12 protein-coding genes, 1 tRNA gene and 2 pseudogenes are annotated in these 19,295 nt (G+C 69.1%); 6 read left to right on the top strand and 9 right to left on the bottom strand.

The features are described from left to right. Positions 1-261 precede the first annotated feature (261 nt). Positions 262-1,851: a hypothetical protein gene (locus OG534_RS01680; protein WP_326586265.1), complete on the top strand. Its 1,590-nt coding sequence runs from the start codon at positions 262-264 to the stop codon at positions 1,849-1,851. A gap of 10 nt (positions 1,852-1,861) precedes the next feature. Here the strand turns inward: OG534_RS01680 and OG534_RS01675 are convergent, their stop codons facing one another. Further along, entirely contained in the window at positions 1,862-2,125 is a 264-nt protein-coding gene (locus OG534_RS01675) for a hypothetical protein (protein ID WP_326586264.1), read from the bottom strand. Positions 2,126-2,464: 339 nt separating this feature from the next. Here OG534_RS01675 and OG534_RS01670 point away from each other — a divergent pair, with 339 nt between their 5' ends. Then, positions 2,465-4,003, top strand: coding sequence for a hypothetical protein (locus OG534_RS01670; protein WP_326586263.1), 1,539 nt, complete (start codon positions 2,465-2,467; stop codon positions 4,001-4,003). A 577-nt stretch (positions 4,004-4,580) separates the two neighbouring features. Here the strand turns inward: OG534_RS01670 and OG534_RS01665 are convergent. Beyond that, positions 4,581-5,540: an SDR family oxidoreductase gene (locus OG534_RS01665; RefSeq protein ID WP_326586262.1), complete on the bottom strand. Its 960-nt coding sequence runs from the start codon at positions 5,538-5,540 to the stop codon at positions 4,581-4,583. A gap of 240 nt (positions 5,541-5,780) precedes the next feature. Between OG534_RS01665 and OG534_RS01660 the strand changes: the two genes are divergently transcribed. Further along, positions 5,781-6,122, top strand: a complete 342-nt coding sequence (locus OG534_RS01660) for a hypothetical protein (RefSeq protein ID WP_326586261.1) — start codon at positions 5,781-5,783, stop codon at positions 6,120-6,122. A 119-nt stretch (positions 6,123-6,241) separates the two neighbouring features. On the opposite strand, the gene OG534_RS01655 is transcribed toward OG534_RS01660, so the two are convergent. Continuing rightward, positions 6,242-6,838: a TetR/AcrR family transcriptional regulator gene (locus tag OG534_RS01655; RefSeq protein WP_326586260.1), complete on the bottom strand. Its 597-nt coding sequence runs from the start codon at positions 6,836-6,838 to the stop codon at positions 6,242-6,244. Positions 6,839-7,016: 178 nt separating this feature from the next. Here OG534_RS01655 and OG534_RS01650 point away from each other — a divergent pair, with 178 nt between their 5' ends. Together OG534_RS01650 and OG534_RS01645 are read left to right on the top strand one after the other, a co-directional pair. After that, positions 7,017-7,976 (top strand): alpha/beta hydrolase family protein, encoded by a 960-nt coding sequence (locus tag OG534_RS01650; RefSeq protein ID WP_326586259.1) that lies wholly within the window; start codon positions 7,017-7,019, stop codon positions 7,974-7,976. A gap of 216 nt (positions 7,977-8,192) precedes the next feature. After that, positions 8,193-8,311: transfer RNA gene (locus tag OG534_RS01645), tRNA-Gly, on the top strand. 467 nt (positions 8,312-8,778) lie between these two features. Here OG534_RS01645 and OG534_RS01640 read toward each other — a convergent pair. Then, a complete protein-coding gene (locus OG534_RS01640; RefSeq protein WP_326586258.1) occupies positions 8,779-12,126 on the bottom strand; it encodes a S8 family peptidase in 3,348 nt (1,115 codons plus the stop codon). A gap of 599 nt (positions 12,127-12,725) precedes the next feature. Between OG534_RS01640 and OG534_RS01635 the strand changes: the two are divergent. After that, positions 12,726-14,455, top strand: a pseudogene (locus OG534_RS01635) (BCCT family transporter). Positions 14,456-14,546: 91 nt separating this feature from the next. On the opposite strand, the gene OG534_RS01630 reads toward OG534_RS01635, so the two are convergent. From OG534_RS01630 to OG534_RS01610, 5 genes and pseudogenes are all read right to left on the bottom strand, one after another. After that, complete coding sequence (locus OG534_RS01630; protein WP_326586257.1) at positions 14,547-14,831, bottom strand: hypothetical protein; 285 nt, start codon at positions 14,829-14,831, stop codon at positions 14,547-14,549. Between the two features lie 101 nt (positions 14,832-14,932). Beyond that, positions 14,933-15,250: pseudogene (locus OG534_RS01625) on the bottom strand (GyrI-like domain-containing protein); the annotation flags it as partial. Positions 15,251-15,534: 284 nt separating this feature from the next. Then, the gene (locus OG534_RS01620) at positions 15,535-16,386 is read right to left on the bottom strand and encodes an ECF transporter S component (RefSeq protein WP_442807205.1); all 852 of its coding nucleotides are present in this window, start codon (positions 16,384-16,386) and stop codon (positions 15,535-15,537) included. A 53-nt stretch (positions 16,387-16,439) separates the two neighbouring features. Further along, positions 16,440-18,095, bottom strand: coding sequence for an ABC transporter ATP-binding protein (locus OG534_RS01615; RefSeq protein ID WP_326586255.1), 1,656 nt, complete (start codon positions 18,093-18,095; stop codon positions 16,440-16,442). After that, positions 18,092-19,294, bottom strand: a complete 1,203-nt coding sequence (locus OG534_RS01610) for an energy-coupling factor transporter transmembrane component T (RefSeq protein ID WP_326586254.1) — start codon at positions 19,292-19,294, stop codon at positions 18,092-18,094. The genes OG534_RS01615 and OG534_RS01610 overlap by 4 nt, the downstream gene beginning before the upstream one ends. Between the last annotated feature and the right edge of the window lies 1 nt (position 19,295).

The raw sequence follows: 19,295 nt of genomic DNA, 5'->3' as shown, positions 1-19,295 counted from the left end.
CCCTGCAGGGCCCGACGGGCCGACTGATGTGTACGCCTATGGAGAGGAAGCGCCGCGGGCCCGCGTGAGGGTGAGGCGAGGCGGGTCCGAGACCACGGACCGAAGCGTCGATCCGGTCCGATCGGTCCGATCGGACCGATCGGATTGGTCTGGGGGCATGCAAAACATGTGGTGCGGGCTGCTGCCCGAGGGGATCATGGGCTGCCGCTGTCCCGCACCGGGACGGCGGTTGTTCGCGTACCGCCCCGGGAGGGACCCTGTATGACCCTTGTGCCTTTCGTCCGACGCGTCTTCGGCGACGGGCCGTTCGCCGAGGTCGGAGAACCGGCTCTGGCCGTCGTTGACGATCGCTCACGGCTGGTCGCGGTGGGCGGGGACCTTGGGCACCTTCAATGGAGCGGCAGTGCGGCCGCCGACAGCAAGTGGACCGGCCACCGGATCGGGGTCTACGAGCGGGACGGCCTGCGGTGCCGGCACCTGGTGCGCTCCCGGTATCCCGTGCAATCCCTCGCCTTCCACCCCGTACTTCCCCTGCTGGCAGTCGGGACGGGACGCTACGACGGCGGCTACTCCTTCGAAGGCGAACTGCTGCTGATCCACTTGGACACCGGCGACGTGGTGTCCGCGCTGCGGTACCCGCGGGAAGTGCTCAGCGCGGAATGGCTCAGCCGGACGGAACTGCGACTGGTCCTGGCGCCGTGCGATGACTGGGACAACCCGCACGCGCGGGAGCAGGGGCATGCAGCCGTCATCGCTCGCACCGACTGGCGCGCAGTCGGGCAGAAGGCGATCGAAGCGGAGGAGCTGGCCGCCCCCGCAGAGCCGACCGTCCGCATGGATCTCAGCGGGGAGGCACGCCGCCTCCTGGCGGATCTCGCGACGGCAGCCGGCCGGCACTGGTCCGTACGCCGGCGGGTGTGGGCCGTCGAAGGACTGGCGGACGGCCGCGTGCTGGGCGCCCTGGACGGGACCCTGGCGGAGTCGTGGCTGCCGTCGGGCGAGCGGCAGTGGGCGGTTGAGGACGAGGAGGGCGGTCGGCAGCTGCTGCTGTCTTCCGACGGCACATCGGTCTGGACCAACGCCGAACGTCAAGGCCGCCGGAAGGGAGGGCGCTGGGAGACGTCCGCGCCCCGCATCGCCCGGATCTCGGTGGACGACGGGCAGGTGCTGGAGACCCTGAGCCCGGACGTGTGCGCGGTCCTCGTCGCAGGTGGCAACCGGATGGTCCTGAGGCCACTGGGTGGCCGCCGGAAGCACCCTGCACGGCTGATGCTGTTCGATCTCGACGGCCCTCGGACCGGACCGGACGTCGGCCCGTTCGACGTGTTCAACCACCCGTTTCCCGTCCGTGGCGCGCGCCGCCCGTACGCCTTGGTCGGCATGGACCCGGACAAGCCACACCGGGACAAGTGGGTCACTGCTCTGGATGCCGACGGGACACCGCGCCGGCTCTTTCCGCACTCCTGGGTACCGGAGGAGCATCATTTCGGCGGTCCGGCGGCCGAGATCGGGCAGTCCCTGGTGTACGCCGGCACCGTCCACCACGGTCACGGTCTTCAACCTGGCGGCGCCTACGTGGTACGGCGGTCCCTGAGCGGCGCCGTGCAGTGGGAGCACCGCACCGATCACCCGGCCACCGCCCTCGATACCGACGGGAAGACGGTGTACGTGGCCTACAGCTCCGGAGCCCTGGCAGCGCTGGACGCCGACGACGGTTCGCTGCGCCGGCACACGCACCTTGAAGTCGACGGCGCGCCCACGGCTGCGCTGTCCCTTTCTGTAGCGCCCCAAGGCCACTTGCTCGTGGGGACCGTCGACGGCCGGATCCTGGAGTGCTCGGTTGGGCGGTGACCGAGCCGCCCTACCGGTGGGGCCGTCCCGCCTTGATCAAGTAATCGGCTTCCTCGGACAGTTTCGCCCGTCGGCTTCCTTCGTCGGCGATTTCGATCTCCCCCCGCAAGGCCAACTCCGTGCGCATCACCGTCGATCTGGGGACGGGTACTCGATGGCCGGGCTTTTCCGTGAACGGCCGCAGCTCTGCCGCCAGAGCCTTCGCATCCGCCGATGCGCCACGACGGAGTAACAGGAAGACCCGGGCCAGCCAGTCCGCGGGGATCTGCACCATGAAGTCGGTTATGCCGGCGCAACGACACGTCCAGCCGATCCGTGTCGCCCAGCCGCCCGCACGGCCCAAGGGCTGTGTTGAGCGCCAAGGCCGTGGTCAGTTGATGGATTCGCCGTCGTGACTGCCGCTCACGCAGGTCCAGATGCCGGCACCGGAGTCGTACTCCACCGTTCCGCCACCCTGCACACACGCCGGCCCGTCGATGGCAGGTACAGCAGGTACGGCTGCCTGCGCAGTGGGACCCAGGGCGCCAAGAGCGGCCAGTAGCAGAGCAGCGGTGAACCCGAGAAGTCGTGTACGCATGGGAGTTCCTCTGAGGATGAGCGACACCAACACGTCATGACCAGCTTCACCCCGCGCCGGGTCGAGCGCACTCCGATGGGTGTGACCCCGCAGGGAGGGGTAGTACGGACCGCTCCAGGGGCGCGTCCTGCGGACACGCGGCAGGCTGATGGTATGGCGAACACGCCCGAGGTAACCGTAGGGGCGCCTGATGACCTCGGCTGGCGGAAAGTCACCATCGACGGGAAATCCGCGGGCAAGGTGCGGTCCCTCAGGGAACTCGAAATACTCCTGCGCCATGCCGGTTCGGAAGTCGGGCACGACATCCATTGGGTCGGCGGGGGCGACGCTGTCTGGCCGGATCGAGTGGTGCATCGACGAGCGGTCGGCGGAATCATGTTTGTCGGCTTCCTCCTGCCCGCATGCCTGCTCATCAAGATCGGCTGGGCGGACAGCCGTGATGCCCTGACCTTCGGCGGACGAATCGCCGGATATACGATCCTTGCCGCAGGCCTGATGATGCTGATCGCCTCGGCGGCCACTCTCGACTATTGGCACAAGCGAAAATGGCGCTATTCGGGAGTCGCTGTTCTGGTCGGAGTCGTCATCGTATTTCTCGGCAGTTCCTCGCTTCTCCTCCTGCAGATCGGCGAACATTTCAACAGATGGTCCGCGATCGCAATATTCTTCCTCATCGGGTCTGTGGCGGCGGGTATCGGACTCATCAGATCCCGGGCGTGGAAGGGTCTGCGCAATCCCGGGAGAATCGCGATCGGGGCGATCATCCCCACCCTCCTGGCCAGCATCAACCTGGCGTATGCGCAGTTCTACGTCCCCTATGCGACCATCCCGCTGATCATGAGCGGAGCCGAATTCAAGGAGGCGAGCGCGGATGGAACGGGGGCGGTGGTGTACGTGACGGTGCATCTCTATGTAAAGAACGACGGCCAGATTCCGGTCTATGTGCTCGGCAGTATCTACTGGATCCATGGCGGGCCCGCGAACATTACTTCCGAGGACAGGCCCCCTTTGTTCAAAAAGATCTATGATGGCGAGTTCGTCACGCCGGCGGGTCGCGTTCTGAATCCAGGGGAAGAAATCGCGCAGGATGCGGTCGTCGAGATCCCCAAAAACGCGGACTACGAGGCAATCAGGGCGCAGACCGAAGTGTACGTGGTCAGGAAAGACAGGATGATACTGCCTGCCGGTTACGAGCAGTCCCGGGTGACCGTCGAGGAGCTCACGAGGCAAGGGAAGGGGCTGGGCCCTCGGGAACCTCACGATGCGAAATACAAGAATGAATCCCGGATTTCAAACAGCAGTGAGATTCTCAATGTGACCCGGGGTCAGCAGCGTATAATGGTGTGGCGCGTCTCCAATGGTGAGTGGCCGCGCATAGATGTGGCCATGTCGCCGCCGGGCGACAGGATAATTTTCGATCCTAAATTTCCCTACTTCAACCAAAAGATCATTGATCGGTATGGTCTCGCGAAGGTGCGGGGCTCCACCGCGCAGACGCCCTTCAAGGAACTCCAGGAGCAGGCCGGCTCCACCGAAGAAGGCGCAGGCCAGGACCAGTCCCAGTCGGGCGGGTAGCGGGCCGACGGCACGACGCGGCCCCGTGCGCGGCGCAGTCGGCCCGGTGCCGGCCGAGTTCTGCGTACCACCGGCCCCAGTTTGTCGGCGCCGGTGGCGAACGGCACGATGACCGCGGCTGCCAGAATGAGCGGGGCGCAGACGGCGAGCAGAAGCCCGGGCTACTCGGCATGCGGATAGAGCACATCGCGCTCCGGTCCCGTCACCACCGCTCACGCCGCCCAGATGACGACGCAGGCCACCAGAGTCCGATGGCGGTGAGAGCCTTGCCGACCAACGGCTCGGTACAGCCTGCTCGGGCCCTGTGGGACACATTGCGTGGCGGGGGCTGTGCCGGGGGCTCCCGGCCTGCCTCCACGCTGATGGCCTGCCTTGACCCGTCGGAAACAGCGCCTTCGAGCGACTCGCCGGCCCCGGCGATGGCTGTGCCCTCGTCAAGCAGGGTTTTCCAACTGGACGGCCGGTGCTGGCCTCATGGGCTTGCCCACACAACTCCTCCAGCTGCTCGCGCACCCCTGCGTCCAGCGGCCGCCCGCACTCCGCGAGGAAGCTGTTCAGGGTGGCTATGAAGCCGAGGTCAGCGAAATGAGTCGATGTTCTCGCTTACCCAGTCGTCGTAGGTGCGCAGCGGACGGCCGGTGATGTCACCCACGGACGGCCGCTGGTCGGCCGTCCACTGAACGAGTTCGGTGAATCGGGCGCCGTACTCTTCAAGGGCGTACAGCGTCACGTCGATCGCACCGGCGGGCCAGCCAAGATGTTGCCAGATCGCCCGGCTCTCGTCCGGCGCCAGCTCGATCGTATCGATGTCGCGGCCGAGAGCAGCAGCGATGCTCCGTACGCGTGAACGTGTGCTCAGCGGCGGGCCCACCGCCTCGATGACCGTCCCGGTGAAGTCATCGCCGATCAGGGCCGCAGCCGCTACGGCGGCGAGGTCCTCCTCGTGAATGAAGGGGTAGTGGCCCTGGTCGAGGAAAGCCTCACGGATCACCCCGTCGGCGCGGACGGTGTCAGGCCAGTCCGACCCTGTGGCCGGGTAGGTCCCCTCGATGACGGCACCCATCACAGCCGACGGCCGGATGTGCGTCCAGGCGATGCCCGAGCGCTCCACCGCCTTCTCGATCGCCAGCCAGAACCAGGTCTCCGGCGGATTCGCCTCCTCGTACTCCGGCCCGTGTGACGACAACAGGACGATCCTCCTGGCGGCGGCGTTCCGCGCCAGGGTCAAGGCGTCCTGGACCGTGGAGGGATGGGCTCCGGCGAGGAACGCGGACTCGACCCCGTCGAAGGCTCGGGCGCACTCCAGCGGCCGGGTGATGGAGCCTTCGACGACTTCGACCGTGTCAGGCCAGCCGCCGCACTGGTCCCGCTCGGCGATGACCCGCACGTGCCGGCCCATGGTGAGCAGTTGCCGTGCCAGGCACCGGCCGACGATCCCGGTCGGGCTGGTGCCTTCGCCCTTACGGGGGCTGACGACGGTCAGCAGGTAAACGCCTTCGGCTTCCGGTGCCGTCTCATTCTGCTCGAACCTCTTCACAGCAAGACCCTTCGACGCGTTGGCGTGGATCTTGCACCTGGCCCGTCACCGGACGGCCGCTGCCGTGCCGCATGGACGCAGAACCAAGGCTGCGGATCGAGATCGAGGATCCTACCAGGGGCTACGACAGGCATGCAGTAGGCCATAGCGTCGAGTTGGGAGAGGCTCACGCCGGCTGCCCGGTCGAGTGCGCCCGGTTGCTCAGCGGCTGCTGTCAGACCCGTGGGCGATGATCGGGCCATGCTGCGCGCGAGAGATGAACATGGTCGCCTGGTGGGAAACCCGAAGCCGTCGGCGTTGAGCCGGATGGTGGCGAACCTCGGCCGGGGCAACGCCTTTGTGATCGTCGAGCGAGTCGACGACGGGGCGGACGGCGACTGGTACGTGCAGGTGTGGCTGAGGGATGACAACACCTATCAGCTGGAGTTCCGTGAGGGGACCGCGGCGGAGCACTACCAGACCCGGACGATCTCCCAGGATCGGGTGATCGCTGCCTTGAGCGGCTGGGCTGAAGGGCGTCCGGACTGGAAGGACGCCTTCATATGGAACAACATCAGCACCTTGTTCGCGGACGCGGACTGACCCTGCCGTCCAGAGGGTCGGCAGGGTCGGTGGCCTGCGTCTGTCGAGTTGCGGCGCATCGGGATGACGTCCCCTGGTTCGCCGTCGGCATGGCCTGGTTTGCGAGTTGCTCGTCGGCATCAGGACGTCTGTGGTCGCTGAAGTCCCTGGAGGAGGAGGGCGATCAGCCGTCGGGGGTCGTAGCGGGGGTCGTTGTCGCGTCCGATGCAGAGGTTGCCGATGCCGCGCATCAGCTCGTAGGGCTGTGTGCCGGGCCTGATGTCGCCGGCCTCGACTGCGGCGTCGAGCAGGTGGGCGCAGACGGGCAGCAGGCGGTCGAGGAAGTAGGCGTGCAGCGCGGCGAAGCGGTCGCTGTCGGACTGCAGGGCGTCGGCGAGGCCGTGCTTGGTGACGAGGAAGTCGACGAAGAGATCGATCCATTGGTGCAGTGCGTCGAGCGGTGAGTCGGCCATGGCCAGCAGGTTCGGGCCGGCTTCGGCGCATGCCTCGATCTGGTGCTGGTACACGGCGGTGACGAGGTCCGCCCGGGTCGGGAAGTGGCGGTAGATCGTGGCCATCCCGACGCCCGCCTGCGCCGCGATCTGGCGGATCGGCGCGTCGACGCCGGAGGTGACGAACACCTCGGCCGCGGCAGTGAGCACCGTCTCCCGATTGCGCTGGGCGTCAGCCCGCTTGCTTCGGGACGGCGCATTCCCCGCAGGATCCTCGGCGGCCATCACGTTCTCCTTCGACACCGTCGATACCGATTGACAAAACGGAGCGACGCTCCGGATACTAAATGGAGCAACGTTCCGTTTCAGCTTAGCCGAAACGGGATGCCCCTGACCGTCTTCTCCGCCCGCCGGCTACAGGAGGCCGGCGGGCGGCAGGCGCCACCGAAAGGGAGCCCACATCGTGAGCACATCCACCGCCGCCGACGCCTTGCCCGCGCCCGTCCCGGTTCTGTCCTTCAGCCCTGTGGTCCTGTCCGTGCCCGGACGTCCCGTGGATCTCCAGGTACGCGTCTCCGCACCCGCGACCGGTACCGCCCTCCCCGTCATCCTCCTCTCCCATGGCCACGGCCCCTCGAACCACCTCTCCTCGCTCAACGGCTACGCTCCGCTCGCCAACTTCTGGGCGGCACACGGATTCGTCGTCGTCCAACCCACCCACCTCACTTCCAGCACACTGACCCACCTGGTCGCCGACGCCCCCGGCGCACCCGACTTCTGGCGCTCCCGAGCCGAGGACATGACCCACATCCTCGACCGGCTCGACGTGATCGAGAACGCCGTGCCGCAGCTCGCCGGACGGATCGACCACACCAAGGTCGCCCTCGCGGGACACTCGCTCGGAGGCTTCACTGCCGCCCTCCTGCTGGGTGCCGGGCTCACCGACCCCGACACCGGGAACGTGGTGCATGTCGTCGAGCCCCGGATCAAGGCGGGAGTACTGCTCGCCGCGCCCGGCAGGGGCGGTGACGTCCTCAACGGACCCATGGCCGAGCGGTGGCCGATCATCGGGGCCGTCGACTTCTCGACCATGACCGCACCCGCGCTGGTCGTCGCCGGCGACAAGGACGACTCCCGGCACTTCACCGACATGGGGCCGGCCTGGCACGCCGACTCCTACACTCTGGCCCCCGGCCCCAAGACCCTGCTCACCCTGTTCGACGCGGAGCACGGGCTCGGCGGGATCGCCGGCTACGACGCCGCCGAGACCACCGACGAGAACCCCGAGCGAGTCGCCGCCCTGGCCCGGCTCACGGCGGCCTACCTCCACACCCAGCTCCACCCCGGCGCCTCTGCCTGGCAGGTCGCCTGCGAGGCGCTGGCGACCGGACCCGACCCGGTGGGACACGTCGAATCGAAGTAGAAGCCCTCCGCAGCCACGGTCCCGTAACTGTTCGCGTCGCAGCCGACCGCGGACACTGCTCCGACTGATGAACAAGTGCTGCTGGTGCTCGGGTTCCGGCACGACTCCTGTGATCCCGTGGCGGCGGTTGGCGGTGTCCCGGAAATGGACTCGCCCGCGGAGAGCGAGATCTCTACCCTGGGTCGGAGCGGGAGCGCGCGCATTCCCGCAGGTTGCGGTGCCGTGGCAGAGCGGCCCATTGCGATCGACGTGGGCGAGGTCCTTCCCACGGCGACTGACGGAGACGGGGCGGGCCTGCCCCTATCTGTCCGCGGGTTCGAATCCCGTCGGCACCGCGGCCGACCTGGACTTGGTCCAGCGCAAGGAGTCACCACGTCTGCAGCCGTGGGTCGATGGCGGGGCGTTGATACCGAGTGCGGTAGCCGGTCGGCCTGTCGTGACGAGGTGTTGGTGTCACGCCGCACCAGACCGGCCTCACGCCGACGGCCCGGTCCGCCGGACGGGCTGGTCCGCACCACCTCGGGTGTGCGCCAGTGGAGCCGGTCTGGGCCGGAATCGCAGTGCCCGTCAGCGAGGAGGAGCAGGACGCAGTCCGCTGTCCCACTCGCTGGTGTGCCTGCGAGTGGGACAGCGGGGTTGAGCCGCGTTCGACCGTCCGGTTACCTCTGATGCGTCCGGGGATCAGCGACCCGGGCGCACTTGAACCGGAGCGTCGTCGGCCTCTTTTCTGCTCGCCCGGGAAGGATGGGTCAAGGATCTCGTTCGACCCACGATGCCCCGAGTCTGCCGTGAGACCGAATGTCTACTTGGTCAGATACGCGTGGGAGATGGTCTGTTCAACGGCGTTGCCCTGCTTGTCGACGGCCTTGGCCTTGAAGGAAACGCTGCCGCCGGCCTTGGGGTTGGTCACCTCGACCCGACCGTCACGCACGGTCAGCTTGTGCCAGTGGGCTCCCCCGTCGTACGAGGCGTACACCGACAGGGACTTGAGGTTGTTCCCGGCGGCAGAGCCCTTCACGGTCACGGGGACCCGCATCTTCGCCCCCGCCTTGGCGGTGTTGTCGAGGGACAGCGCGGGGGTGAAGCGGACCACGGAGACGGGGAGAGCGGTGACTCCGGGGGCGTATTCGGAGGAGAACGTCCAGCTCGAGGTGACGCGCGTGGAGACACGGGGGGCCAGCGTGCTCCGGTCGATCATGGCTGTCAGGCGGTAGTCGGCTCGTTCGGGCTCCGCGATGTAGAAGACGTCCATCGGGTTGATGCTCGAACTGACCAGCTCGCCGTTGCGGTAGAGCTCGGTGCGGGCTTCCGTGTGGGGCATCCCGTTGAGGTTGAAGTGACCGTTGCCGTCCGAGAAGAGGGGAAGATCGCCGTTCAGGGTTTCGTCGGCGCGTATGAGGCCGGCGCCCGGAGGCAGGTCGGGGCCGAAGACACCCACGTTGAATGTCTGCTTGTACGAGCGACCCGGCTTGAACTGCTGTCCGTCCTCGTAGTGGGAACTCTGCTCAACGTCGTTCATGTCGACCTGGGTGAACTTGGACCACCAGGTGGGGCTGGACGAGAGAAGGTGCATGGTACCGGTGTAAGGAAGGGCGCGCGGAGTGCCGAAGCCGCCGCCCTGCTCCGAGCGCATGGTGACGAAGCCGAGCTGGTTCTTGGCTGTTGCCCCGAGCCGTTGTTCGACCTTGGCGAAGTCGCGGGACTTGGGGTGGTGGGTGAAGCCGGTCAGGAGCGTGTCGCCCTTCGGCGCGTAGGTCAGGTGGTAGTCGTCGTGCCCGGTCGCGCCGGTGGTGAACGTGACGGACAGCGCCTGACTCAGCGGCTGTTCGCTGAGGTCCACCTTCGGACCCATGTGAGCGGTGCGGAACCGCTCGAACGACTTCGTGATGAGTCCGTACCCGATTCCTGCTCCGCTCGCCTGCGCCGTGTACAGGGCGATGTGGCCCATCGCCTGCTGGGCGTGCTCGTTCGGTACGGTGACATCGATCGGCTTGGTGGTGCGTGCGTCCAGCGTCACCGTGGTGTCCGCGGTGATGTCGAGTCTGGGCTGGTTGATCCAGTCCATGCCCTGGGCGTAGGAACCAGCCGGATCCACCTTGAGTACGGAGTTGACGAGGTATCGGCCCTTGGGGACGCGTATCGAGTACTGGCCCTCGTTCAGGGGCGCGAAGGTGGTCTCCGCGGGGCCGGCCAGGCCCTGCAGGGTGGCATTCCAAGCCGGGGCCGGCATGGGCTTGCCCGTGCGGTCCAGGGGTTTGAATGTGACGGTGTACCGCTCCGACTCGCGCTCCACGCCCACGGCGGTGCCGACGCTCTGTCCGCCGCCCGTGGCGGTGATCCGCCCGGAGTAGGTACCGTGCAGGTCACCTCCGAGGCGGGTGTCGGCGGTGACCTGCACCGTGGCCTCGCCGTGCGCCGCGATCGTGACCTGCTCGTCAACCGTGAACATGCCCTGGGGCGCGGGGTTGCCGTCCGGCCCGGTCGCGTTCACGGTCAGCTTCAGCGTGACCGAAGCACTCCCCGTGTTGCGGTACGTGAGGTTCTTGGCGACCGGCTGGTCGCCGGTGTGCGGCCACTGCGCGAGACCGAAGGAGAGTGAGGTCTCCCGGCTGATCACGGACTGCTTGAGTGCCCTGCCCAGGTCGACCCTGCCGGAGCCCTGCTCGAACGCCGTGTGGGCGCCCGGCTTCGTCGAGCCGACCAGCGCCTTCTTGATGTCGTCGGCGCTCCAGTCGGGATGCTGCTGGGCGAGAATGGCCGCTGCACCGGCCACGTGCGGCGTGGCCATCGACGTGCCGTTGAGACCCTTGTAGCCATTCACGGGCGGAGCGCCGATGTTGGCCAGCAGGCTGTCTTCCGGGATGGCGGCCGCGATGTCCACTCCGGGTGCCGTCAGGTCCGGCTTGATCGCACTGTCACCCACGCGCGGGCCGGCGCTGGAGAAACTGGCGAGCTGGTCCTGCTTGTCCACCGCGCCGACGGTGAGGGCGGCGTCCGCGCTGCCGGGCGTGGCGACCGTGCCGGCACCGCCACTGTTGCCGGCCGCGATGACGAAGAGGGTTCCACTCTCCGCCGACAGCTTTTCGACGGCCGCTTCCATCGGGTCGGTCCCCGGAGCATCGGTCGAGCCGAGGCTGAGATTGGCTATGTCGACCTTCTCGGCCGCCGCCCACTCCATGCCGGCGATGACACCGGACATGGAGCCTGTGCCCTTGTCGTCGAGGACCTTGGCGTTGAGGATCCGAGCGCCCGGCGCCACACCCTTGTGGGTGCCGCCGGACTTCGCCCCCGTGCCGGCCGCGATGGACGCGACGTGCGTGCCGTGACCGTACAGGTCCTTCATGTTCGGTGACGCGGAGAAGTTGCGCTCGGCGACCACCTGCCCGGCCAGGTCGGGATGCGTGGAGTCGACTCCGCTGTCCAGGACCGCGATGCGGACGCCGGCTCCGTCGAACCCGGCGTCCCAGGCCGCGGGAGCGCCGATCTGAGGCACGCTCTTGTCGAGGGTGGCCTCGACGACACCGTCGAGCCACACCGAGGCGATGCCCGGCGCGGCTGTGCGGTTCGTGGCGTCGGCCGTCCCGCTGGTGAGCGTGGACCACAGCTTCGCGGCACTGTTCACGGGTGCGGTCACGGCATCCGCGTTGATGCTCGGCAGGGTGCGCTGCACCTCGGCGCCGGCGGTTGAGTACAGCGCCGTCCTGGCCGCCGGGCGAGCCCCCTCGTACATGACGATGAGCCGCACGTCCTGGTGCTTCGCGTGGAAGGGCGAGCTCAGCGTGGTCACATCGAACAGGCGCCGGTCCAGCCGGCCACTGTCGATGAGAGCCCGCGCGTCAGCGGGCACAGCGTAGGTATGTTTGCCGACGGTCTCAGTGAAGATGGGGATGTCTTCACGTCCCTTGGCGGGATATCTGGCGACGACCTCGCCCTTCGCGTTCACCGCCACCCGGTCGCCGGTGATCAGCGGGATCCACTGCTGCGCGCCGGCCGAGGCATCCTTGCCGGGGAGGCTGGACGTCGAAGCCGAAGGCGATGCTGTGCCGGCGGGATTTGCAAGTGCCAGGGATGTCGACGGTGTGCCGGCGACCAGCAGCATGCTGATCCCCACGACCGTGCTGAACGCTGGTCTCGTGAACTCGAACCTCATGGTTTCCTCTCGCTCGTACACCTTGCGCCCACGGATGGATCGCAGGGTCCGACCCGAGACGAAGGCGCGCCTTGCAGCACGGAACCCCCGGCAGGGCAGTGGGACGTACGGCTGTACTGCCGCCGACACACCGCCGCCGATCGATGTCGACCCTGTTGACATCCGGCCCCGGACGGGCCGAAGCCACGAGCGGGAGCCTTCTTCCGTGCACCGGTGATCACCGGCTGTGGGAATGATCCGCCGATCAGGCCGAGGCGACACCGGCTTCATGCGGCGCAACTGCGACATGACCCAACTGCGACATGCACGCGTGCGCCATCAGGCTGGAGCAGCCGGCTGGGCAACGCGGGGGAGCAGATGCCCCCTTAGCCGGATGATCGTGATCTTCCCTCTCCCGGGCCGAGCCTGCTCTCGTGCCGCTCCTCCTCGACACCTGTGCGGCCCCACCTCGCAGAGGGGTGCCCGATTGCTGCCTGTTGATACCGGGACAGGTGTGTGTGCCCGCCGTGGTACGGGATAACGGAAGCCAAATCGGGCAATGATCGCGGAAGGCGCCGCCTGTGTCTCAGGAGCAACGTAAACCGGGGCAGAGGCTGCGGCTGCCCGTGAGTGCGGCCCTGCCCGGCCGCCACCCGCACGAGGACAAGGCGCCCGTCACCGACCGGGTGGTCTTCGGCGTGACGGCCGTGCTGACCTTGGGCTTTGTGATCTGGGGCGTCACGGCCACCAGCGCGCTGGAGCGCGTCTCCGACACCCTGTTGAGCGGCCTGATGCACAACGGCGGCTGGGCCTTCGTCCTGGCCGCCTCGGGGTTCGTCGTCTTCGCGCTCTGGCTCGCCATCAGCCGGTACGGACGGATCGAGCTCGGCCAGGAGCACGAGAAGCCGGAGTTCAGCACCGTCTCCTGGGTCGCCATGATGTTCAGCGCCGGCATGGGCATCGGCCTGATGTTCTGCGGCGTCAGCGAACCCCTCGCGCACTACACCTCTCCGCCGCCTGGCACCGACCCCGCCGACTCGGCGGAGGCCATGCAGACGGCGCTCGCCACCACGCTCTTCCACTGGACGCTGCACCCGTGGGCCATCTACGCGGTCGTCGGGCTGGCCATCGCGTACAGCACCTTCCGGCGCCGCAGGCGGCAGACGATCAGCGCCGTCTTCATCCCGCTCCTCGGGAAGAAGCGCGCCGAGGGCGCAGCCGGCCGGGTGATCGACATCCTGGCGATCTTCGCCACGCTGTTCGGCTCCGCCACGTCCCTGGGGCTCGGCGCGCTCCAGATCGGCAGCGGCCTGCACGAGGTGGGCTGGCTGAGCAAGGCCGGGACGGGGCTGCTCGTCGCCATCATCGGCGTACTGACCGTCTGCTTCATCTTCTCCGCCGTCTCCGGCGTGGACAAGGGCATCCAGTGGCTCTCCAACATCAACATGGTGCTGGCCGTCATCCTCGCGGCCTTCGTGTTCGTCGTCGGCCCCACCGTCCTGGTCCTCGACCTGATCCCGACGTCCCTCGCCGCCTACTTCGGCGAGCTGCCCCAGCTGATCGGCCGCACCGAGGCGTCCACGGGCGGCGGTGACGTCGCCGACTGGCTGAGCAGCTGGACGGTCTTCTACTGGGCCTGGTGGATCTCCTGGACGCCGTTCGTCGGCATGTTCATCGCCCGCATCAGCCGGGGCCGTACGATCCGTCAGTTCGTCGGCGGCGTCATCCTGGTGCCCAGCACCGTGAGTCTCGTCTGGTTCGCCGTCTTCGGCGGTACGGCCATGCGCCTGAAGGAGCAGGGGAAACTCGGCGAAGCGACCACGCCCGAGGCGCAGCTCTTCGGTGTGCTCCAGGAGTTCCCGATCGCCGGCGTGATGAGCCTGCTCGTGATGGTTCTGGTCGGCATCTTCTTCGTCTCCGGCGCCGACGCCGCGTCGATCGTGATGGGCACCCTCTCCCAGAAGGGCACCTTCGAACCCGCCCGGTTCATCGTCATCTTCTGGGGCGTGGTGACCGGGAGCGTGGCGGCCGTGATGCTGCTCGTCGGCGAGGGCAAGGGCGACGCCCTCGCGGGCCTGCAGCACTTGACGATCCTCGTCGCGGCACCGTTCGTCCTGGTGATGATCGGCATGTGCTGGGCCCTCTGCGGGACCTCCGCCAGGACCCGCTGATCGTACGCGGCGAACTCGCCGAGGAGGCGCTGGAGGACGCCGTGATCGCGGGCCACGAGAAGTACGCGGGCGGCTTCGAGTTCCGCATCGGCCCGGCGCAGGACGAGGCACCCGGGGGGAAGAAGGACGACCGCGACCGCAAGGACCCGGGAGCCCCGCCCCCGCCCCCGGCCTCCTGACGGTCGCAGCCGCCGGACGCCGCCCGACCGGCCCCGGCCGGTCCCTGCCTGCCGGGTCCCTGCCCCCCGGATGGATGAGACTATGCGGGATTCAGGAAGCCGCGCCGTCTGACGTTGCTCCCCGGGCAGCAACCGGACGGCGGCGGCCCAGCAGGGCGCTTCCTGCGAGTACCAGGCCGATGGCGAGGACCTTGGCGGCCTGGTAGTAGCCGGTCGCCAGGTTCTCCGGGGTGCCGGGCAGCCGGAGGAAGACCCACAGGGCCGAGACAACCCCGACGACGATCAGTCCGACAGCCCCCCACGCACCGAGTTCCGCCCACCAGGGCCCCGGGCCGTAACCCCGCTCGTCGGTCTGCTCAACTTCCTTGTCGGTCAACGGTCTCTTCTCCTGTGCGTGTAGTGACGATCGAGAGAGAAGACGCAGGCCCGGTACGGGAGGTTCACCGGGCGACCGTTCCCTGTGGGGAGCCGGCATCCCCGACTCGGGTCGAGGTTGTCCCTCACCCCTACGATCCCCTGCGGCTCCTGGTCGGACAGACTCTGCATGCGCTGCAGCGTCTCCTGCCCGATGCCCCGGATGAAGTCGGCGAGGGCAGGGTTCATTCCCTCGTGCACGAGGGGGACGCGCACCTTCCTGCCGACCACACGGAACTCATCCTTCTCCACGACCCGGTACCGCATGCTGCTGCTCCCTTCGACGGTGAGGCGGAAGGACAGCCGTGGCGGGGACTGCAGACTCGCACCGGACCGCCTGGCCTCGCCGGGACCGTCGCCGTGCACGGCGCGGAATGCACGCGTGCGCCACGGCCGGCCCGGTCCTGTCGCTGCTGGGCGCCCCGGACGACCTGATCGGGCCGGGCGCCGCCTCCCTGCGGGTGATGGCCTTCGCCGTTGCCTTCGCCGCCGTCTCGTTCACCCTCCAGGGCGTGCGCCGGCATCGGAGCCACGCGGGTCTCGATGTACACCGCCCTCAACCTGCCCCTCGGCCGCGACACCACTGGCACTGCTGAGCCTGGCCCCCTTCGTCGTGGCCATGTCCCACGCCGCACTGCTGCGGGCCGCCGGTGACACCCGGGCGGTCATGTTCGCCTCCGTGACCAGCGACTACCGGCGGCAGCCTCGGCAGACGGGTAGCCGTCATCCCCGGCCCGCTCGCCCGCTCGCCCGGCCCGCCAGGGAGGGGCCGTGACCGTACGGGGTGCGAAGCGGATGGGGGCGTGGAAGCGGGCCTTGCGGGCGGCGCGGCGGAAGACGGTCAGGACGGCCGGGCCGGCCAGGCAGATGCAGACGAAGTTGGTGACGGCCCGGCCGGTGTCCCAGCCGAGGGAGGTGGCCAGGTCGAAGGCGAGGTAGCGCTGGAACTGCTCGGTGAAGGGAAGACCGGGGAGGTAGGCGATGGAGCTGTTCGGGTCGAGGGAGAAGGGCCAGAAGGAGAGGTTGAGGAGGAAACCGAAGAGGTAGCCGGACACGGAGCCGTAGACGGCGAGCAGGGCGACCTCCCGGCGCCCCGTGGCCTTCGGCAGGAAGCCGGCCAGCATGCCGACGAAGGCGCAGCCGAACATCTGGTACGGCATCCAGGGCCCGACGCCGCCCGTGATGAGGGCGGAGGCGAAGAGCGAGGTGCAGCCCAGGGTGAAGCCGAAGCCGGGGCCGTAGACGCGGCCGGCCAGGACGAGGATGAAGAACACCGTCTCGATGCCGGCGGTCCCCGCGCCCAGCGGGCGGATGGCGGCGTTGACGGCCGACAGGACACCCAGCATCGCCAGGGCCTTGGAGTTGATGCCGCCCTCGGCGATCTCGGAGATCACCACGCACAGCACGATGACGAGCAGGACACCGAAGATCAGGGGCGGCGCGTAGTTCGAGCCGAACTTGCCCGGGGCGACGAGGAACGGCCAAAAGAACGCGACGACCCCGAGGAAGGCCGCCATGCCGATGACGATCCCGGCCCGGGCGCGGATGCGGATGGCCGCGGTGTACGTGCTCACGCGTCCGGGTCCGTTCCGTCGGCGGGGAGTACGGCGGCCAGCTGGTCCACGGTGAGGAAGGGCAGCGGGGCCAGGATCTTCGCGGTCTGCGGGGCGAAGACGGGGGAGGCGACGATGACCTCGGTGGTCGGGCCGTCGGCGACGACGTCACCCTCGGCCATGACCACGACGCGGTCGGCGGCCCGGGCGACGAACTCCACGTCGTGCGTGGAGATCACCACGGCGCGCCCCTCGGCGGCCAGGTCGTCGACGATGCGGATCAGTTCGCCCTTGGCGCGGTAGTCGAGTCCGCGGGTGGGCTCGTCCAGCAGCAGCACCCGGGGGGCGGCGGTCAGCTGGATCGCGAGGACGAGGGCGAGCTTCTGGCCCTCCGACAGGTCGCGGGGGTGGGTGGTGTCGGGGATGCCGGGAGCCAGTCGGTCCAGGATCGTGCGGGCCCGGATCCCGTCCGCCGACACCCCGGACTCGGCGTCTGCCTGGTCGAGTTCCTGCTTGACCGACTCCAGGTAGAGGAGGTCGGTTGGGGTCTGCGGGACCAGGCCGACCAACTGCCGCGCGTCCGCGGCGGAGAGCTTCTGCGGATCCCGCGGTTTCGGGCCGTCGGGAGCACCGACGGCCACGGAGCCGGCCTTGCGGGGACCGGACCCCTGGAGGGCCCACAGGAGGGAGGACTTGCCGGAGCCGTTGCGGCCCATGAGCGCGGTGACCTCGCCTCCGTGCAGGGTCAGATCGACCTCCCGTACGGCCGGCACGCCGTGGTAGGCGACGGTGACGCCGCGCGCGGTGAGCAGCTCCGTGCCGTCCGCGGCGGGAGCGGGCCGTACCGGCGGGGGAGCGGCGCCGGCCAGCCGGGTGCGCAGCGGTGCCGCGGCCCGGCGGGCGTCGCGGATCGAGAGGGGGAGCGGGTTCCAGCCCGCGGCGCGGCCGAGCTCCACGATGGGCGGGGCGATGGAGGACGTACGGAAGATCTCGGCGGGCGTACCGGAGACGACGCGGCCGTCGCCGGGGAGGTGGATGACGCGGTCGGCGTACTGGACCACGCGTTCCAGACGGTGTTCGGCGAGCAGGACGGTGACGCCCAGGTCGTGCACGAGCCGGGTGACGGCGGCGAGCACCTCCTCCGCCGCGGTCGGGTCCAGGGCCGAGGTGGGCTCGTCGAGGACCAGGATCCGGGGGTGGGCGGTGAGGACCGAGCCGATGGCGACACGCTGTTGCTGCCCGCCGGAGAGCTCGTGCAGGGCGCGGTGGCGGAGGTCGGCGAGGCCGAGGAGGTCGAGGGTCTCCTCGACGCGTTTGCGCATGGTGGCCGGGGGGACCGCCAACTGTTCCATGGCGTAGGCGAGTTCCTCCTCGACGGTGTCGGTGACGAAACCGTCGAGCGGGTCCTGTCCCACGACGCCGACCACATCCGCGAGTTCGCGCGGCGGGTGGTCGGCGGTGTCGCGGCCGTCGACGAGGACGCGCCCGTAGAGAGTGCCGCCGGTGAAGTGCGGGACGAGCCCGTTGACGGCGCCGAGCAGGGTGGACTTGCCGACGCCGGTGTGGCCGACGACGAGGCAGAGTTCGCCCTCCTCGACGGTCAGGTCCACGTCGCGCAGCACGGGTTCGGCCGTGTCCTCGTACTGGACGGTGACCTGGTCGAAGTGGATCACTTGGGTTCCTCGGTGCGCTGTACGGGGGCGGTCGATCGGGCGGGAGCGGCCGGTCGGGCGGGGGCGGCCGGGGGCGGTGCCAGGAAGCCGGCGGTCCCGGCGAGGAGGATCGCCGCGGCGGGTACCAGCGGCAGCGCGGGCCAGCTGAGCGGGTAGATGGACGGGTTGAGCTCGGCGGCGTTGAAGCCGGCGTTGCTGAAGAGGAGTACCGCGGACAGGACGCCGCAGCCCGCGACGGCCCACTCCGCGGCCCGCCAGGGGTCGGGCCGGTAGGTGGTGCGGGTGATGCGGCGGCCGCCGAGGCGGAGTCCGGCGAAGCACAGCAGGGCGCCCGCGCCCATGGCGGGGAGCCCGAGCAGCTTCGGCGCGGTGGCGTCGAGGAGGCCGTACGCCCCGGCGCACAGGCCGCACATGCCGAGCAGCATCAGGGCGCCCGTCAGACGGCGGGAGCGGCGGGTGGCCGTGCCGGCGCGGCCGTAGCCGCGGGAGTCCATGGCAGCGGCCAGCCGCAGGGACCGCTCCAGGGCGTCTTCGAGGACGGGGACGATGATGCCGCGCAGGGCCCGGAGCCCCTTGGCGCGGCCGGCCCGCAGCCGCTTGGCCCGGTGGACGCGCTGGACGCTCTGCACCAGCTGGGGTGCGACGCTGATGGACACGGTGACGGCGACCCCGAGTTCGTAGAGGGCGCCGGGCAGGACGCGCAGGGCCCGTTTGGGGTTGGCGAGGGTGTTGGCGGCGCCGATGCAGCACAGCATGCAGGCCAGGCGCAGCCCGTCGGTCGCGGCCGAGAGCAGCGCTTCCAGCGACACCGGCCCGCCGAGCTGGATGCCCGCGTACCAGTCGGGGGTGGGGATGTGGGGGAGGGAGAAGAGGAAGTGGTCGCGGGGCGTGATGCCCGTGGCGAAGACGGCGCGGAAGACGACGCGGATCGCGACGACGGTGAGCGCGAGGTAGAGGTAGTACTTGAAGCCCCGCGCCCAGGGGGCCTCGGTACGGCGCATGGTGATCACGTAGCCGAGGACCGCGAGGACGAGGAACAGCAGCAGCGGGTTGTTGGTGCGGCTCACCGCCGTGGCCAGGGCCAGGGCCCAGATCCACCACGCGACGGGATGCACGGTGCGGGGCAGACGGCGGCCGCCCGCATCCGGCGCGAGGCCGGACGCGGGCGGCTTGGCCGCGGCCGTGATGGTGCGTGACACG

Origin of the sequence: Streptomyces sp. NBC_01294 (assembly GCF_035917235.1) — a bacterium.
GTDB classification, from domain to species: Bacteria; Actinomycetota; Actinomycetes; order Streptomycetales; family Streptomycetaceae; genus Streptomyces; species Streptomyces caledonius.
Note: the sequence above shows the minus strand (reverse complement) of the source record. Positions and strands in the feature narration are given on the sequence as shown.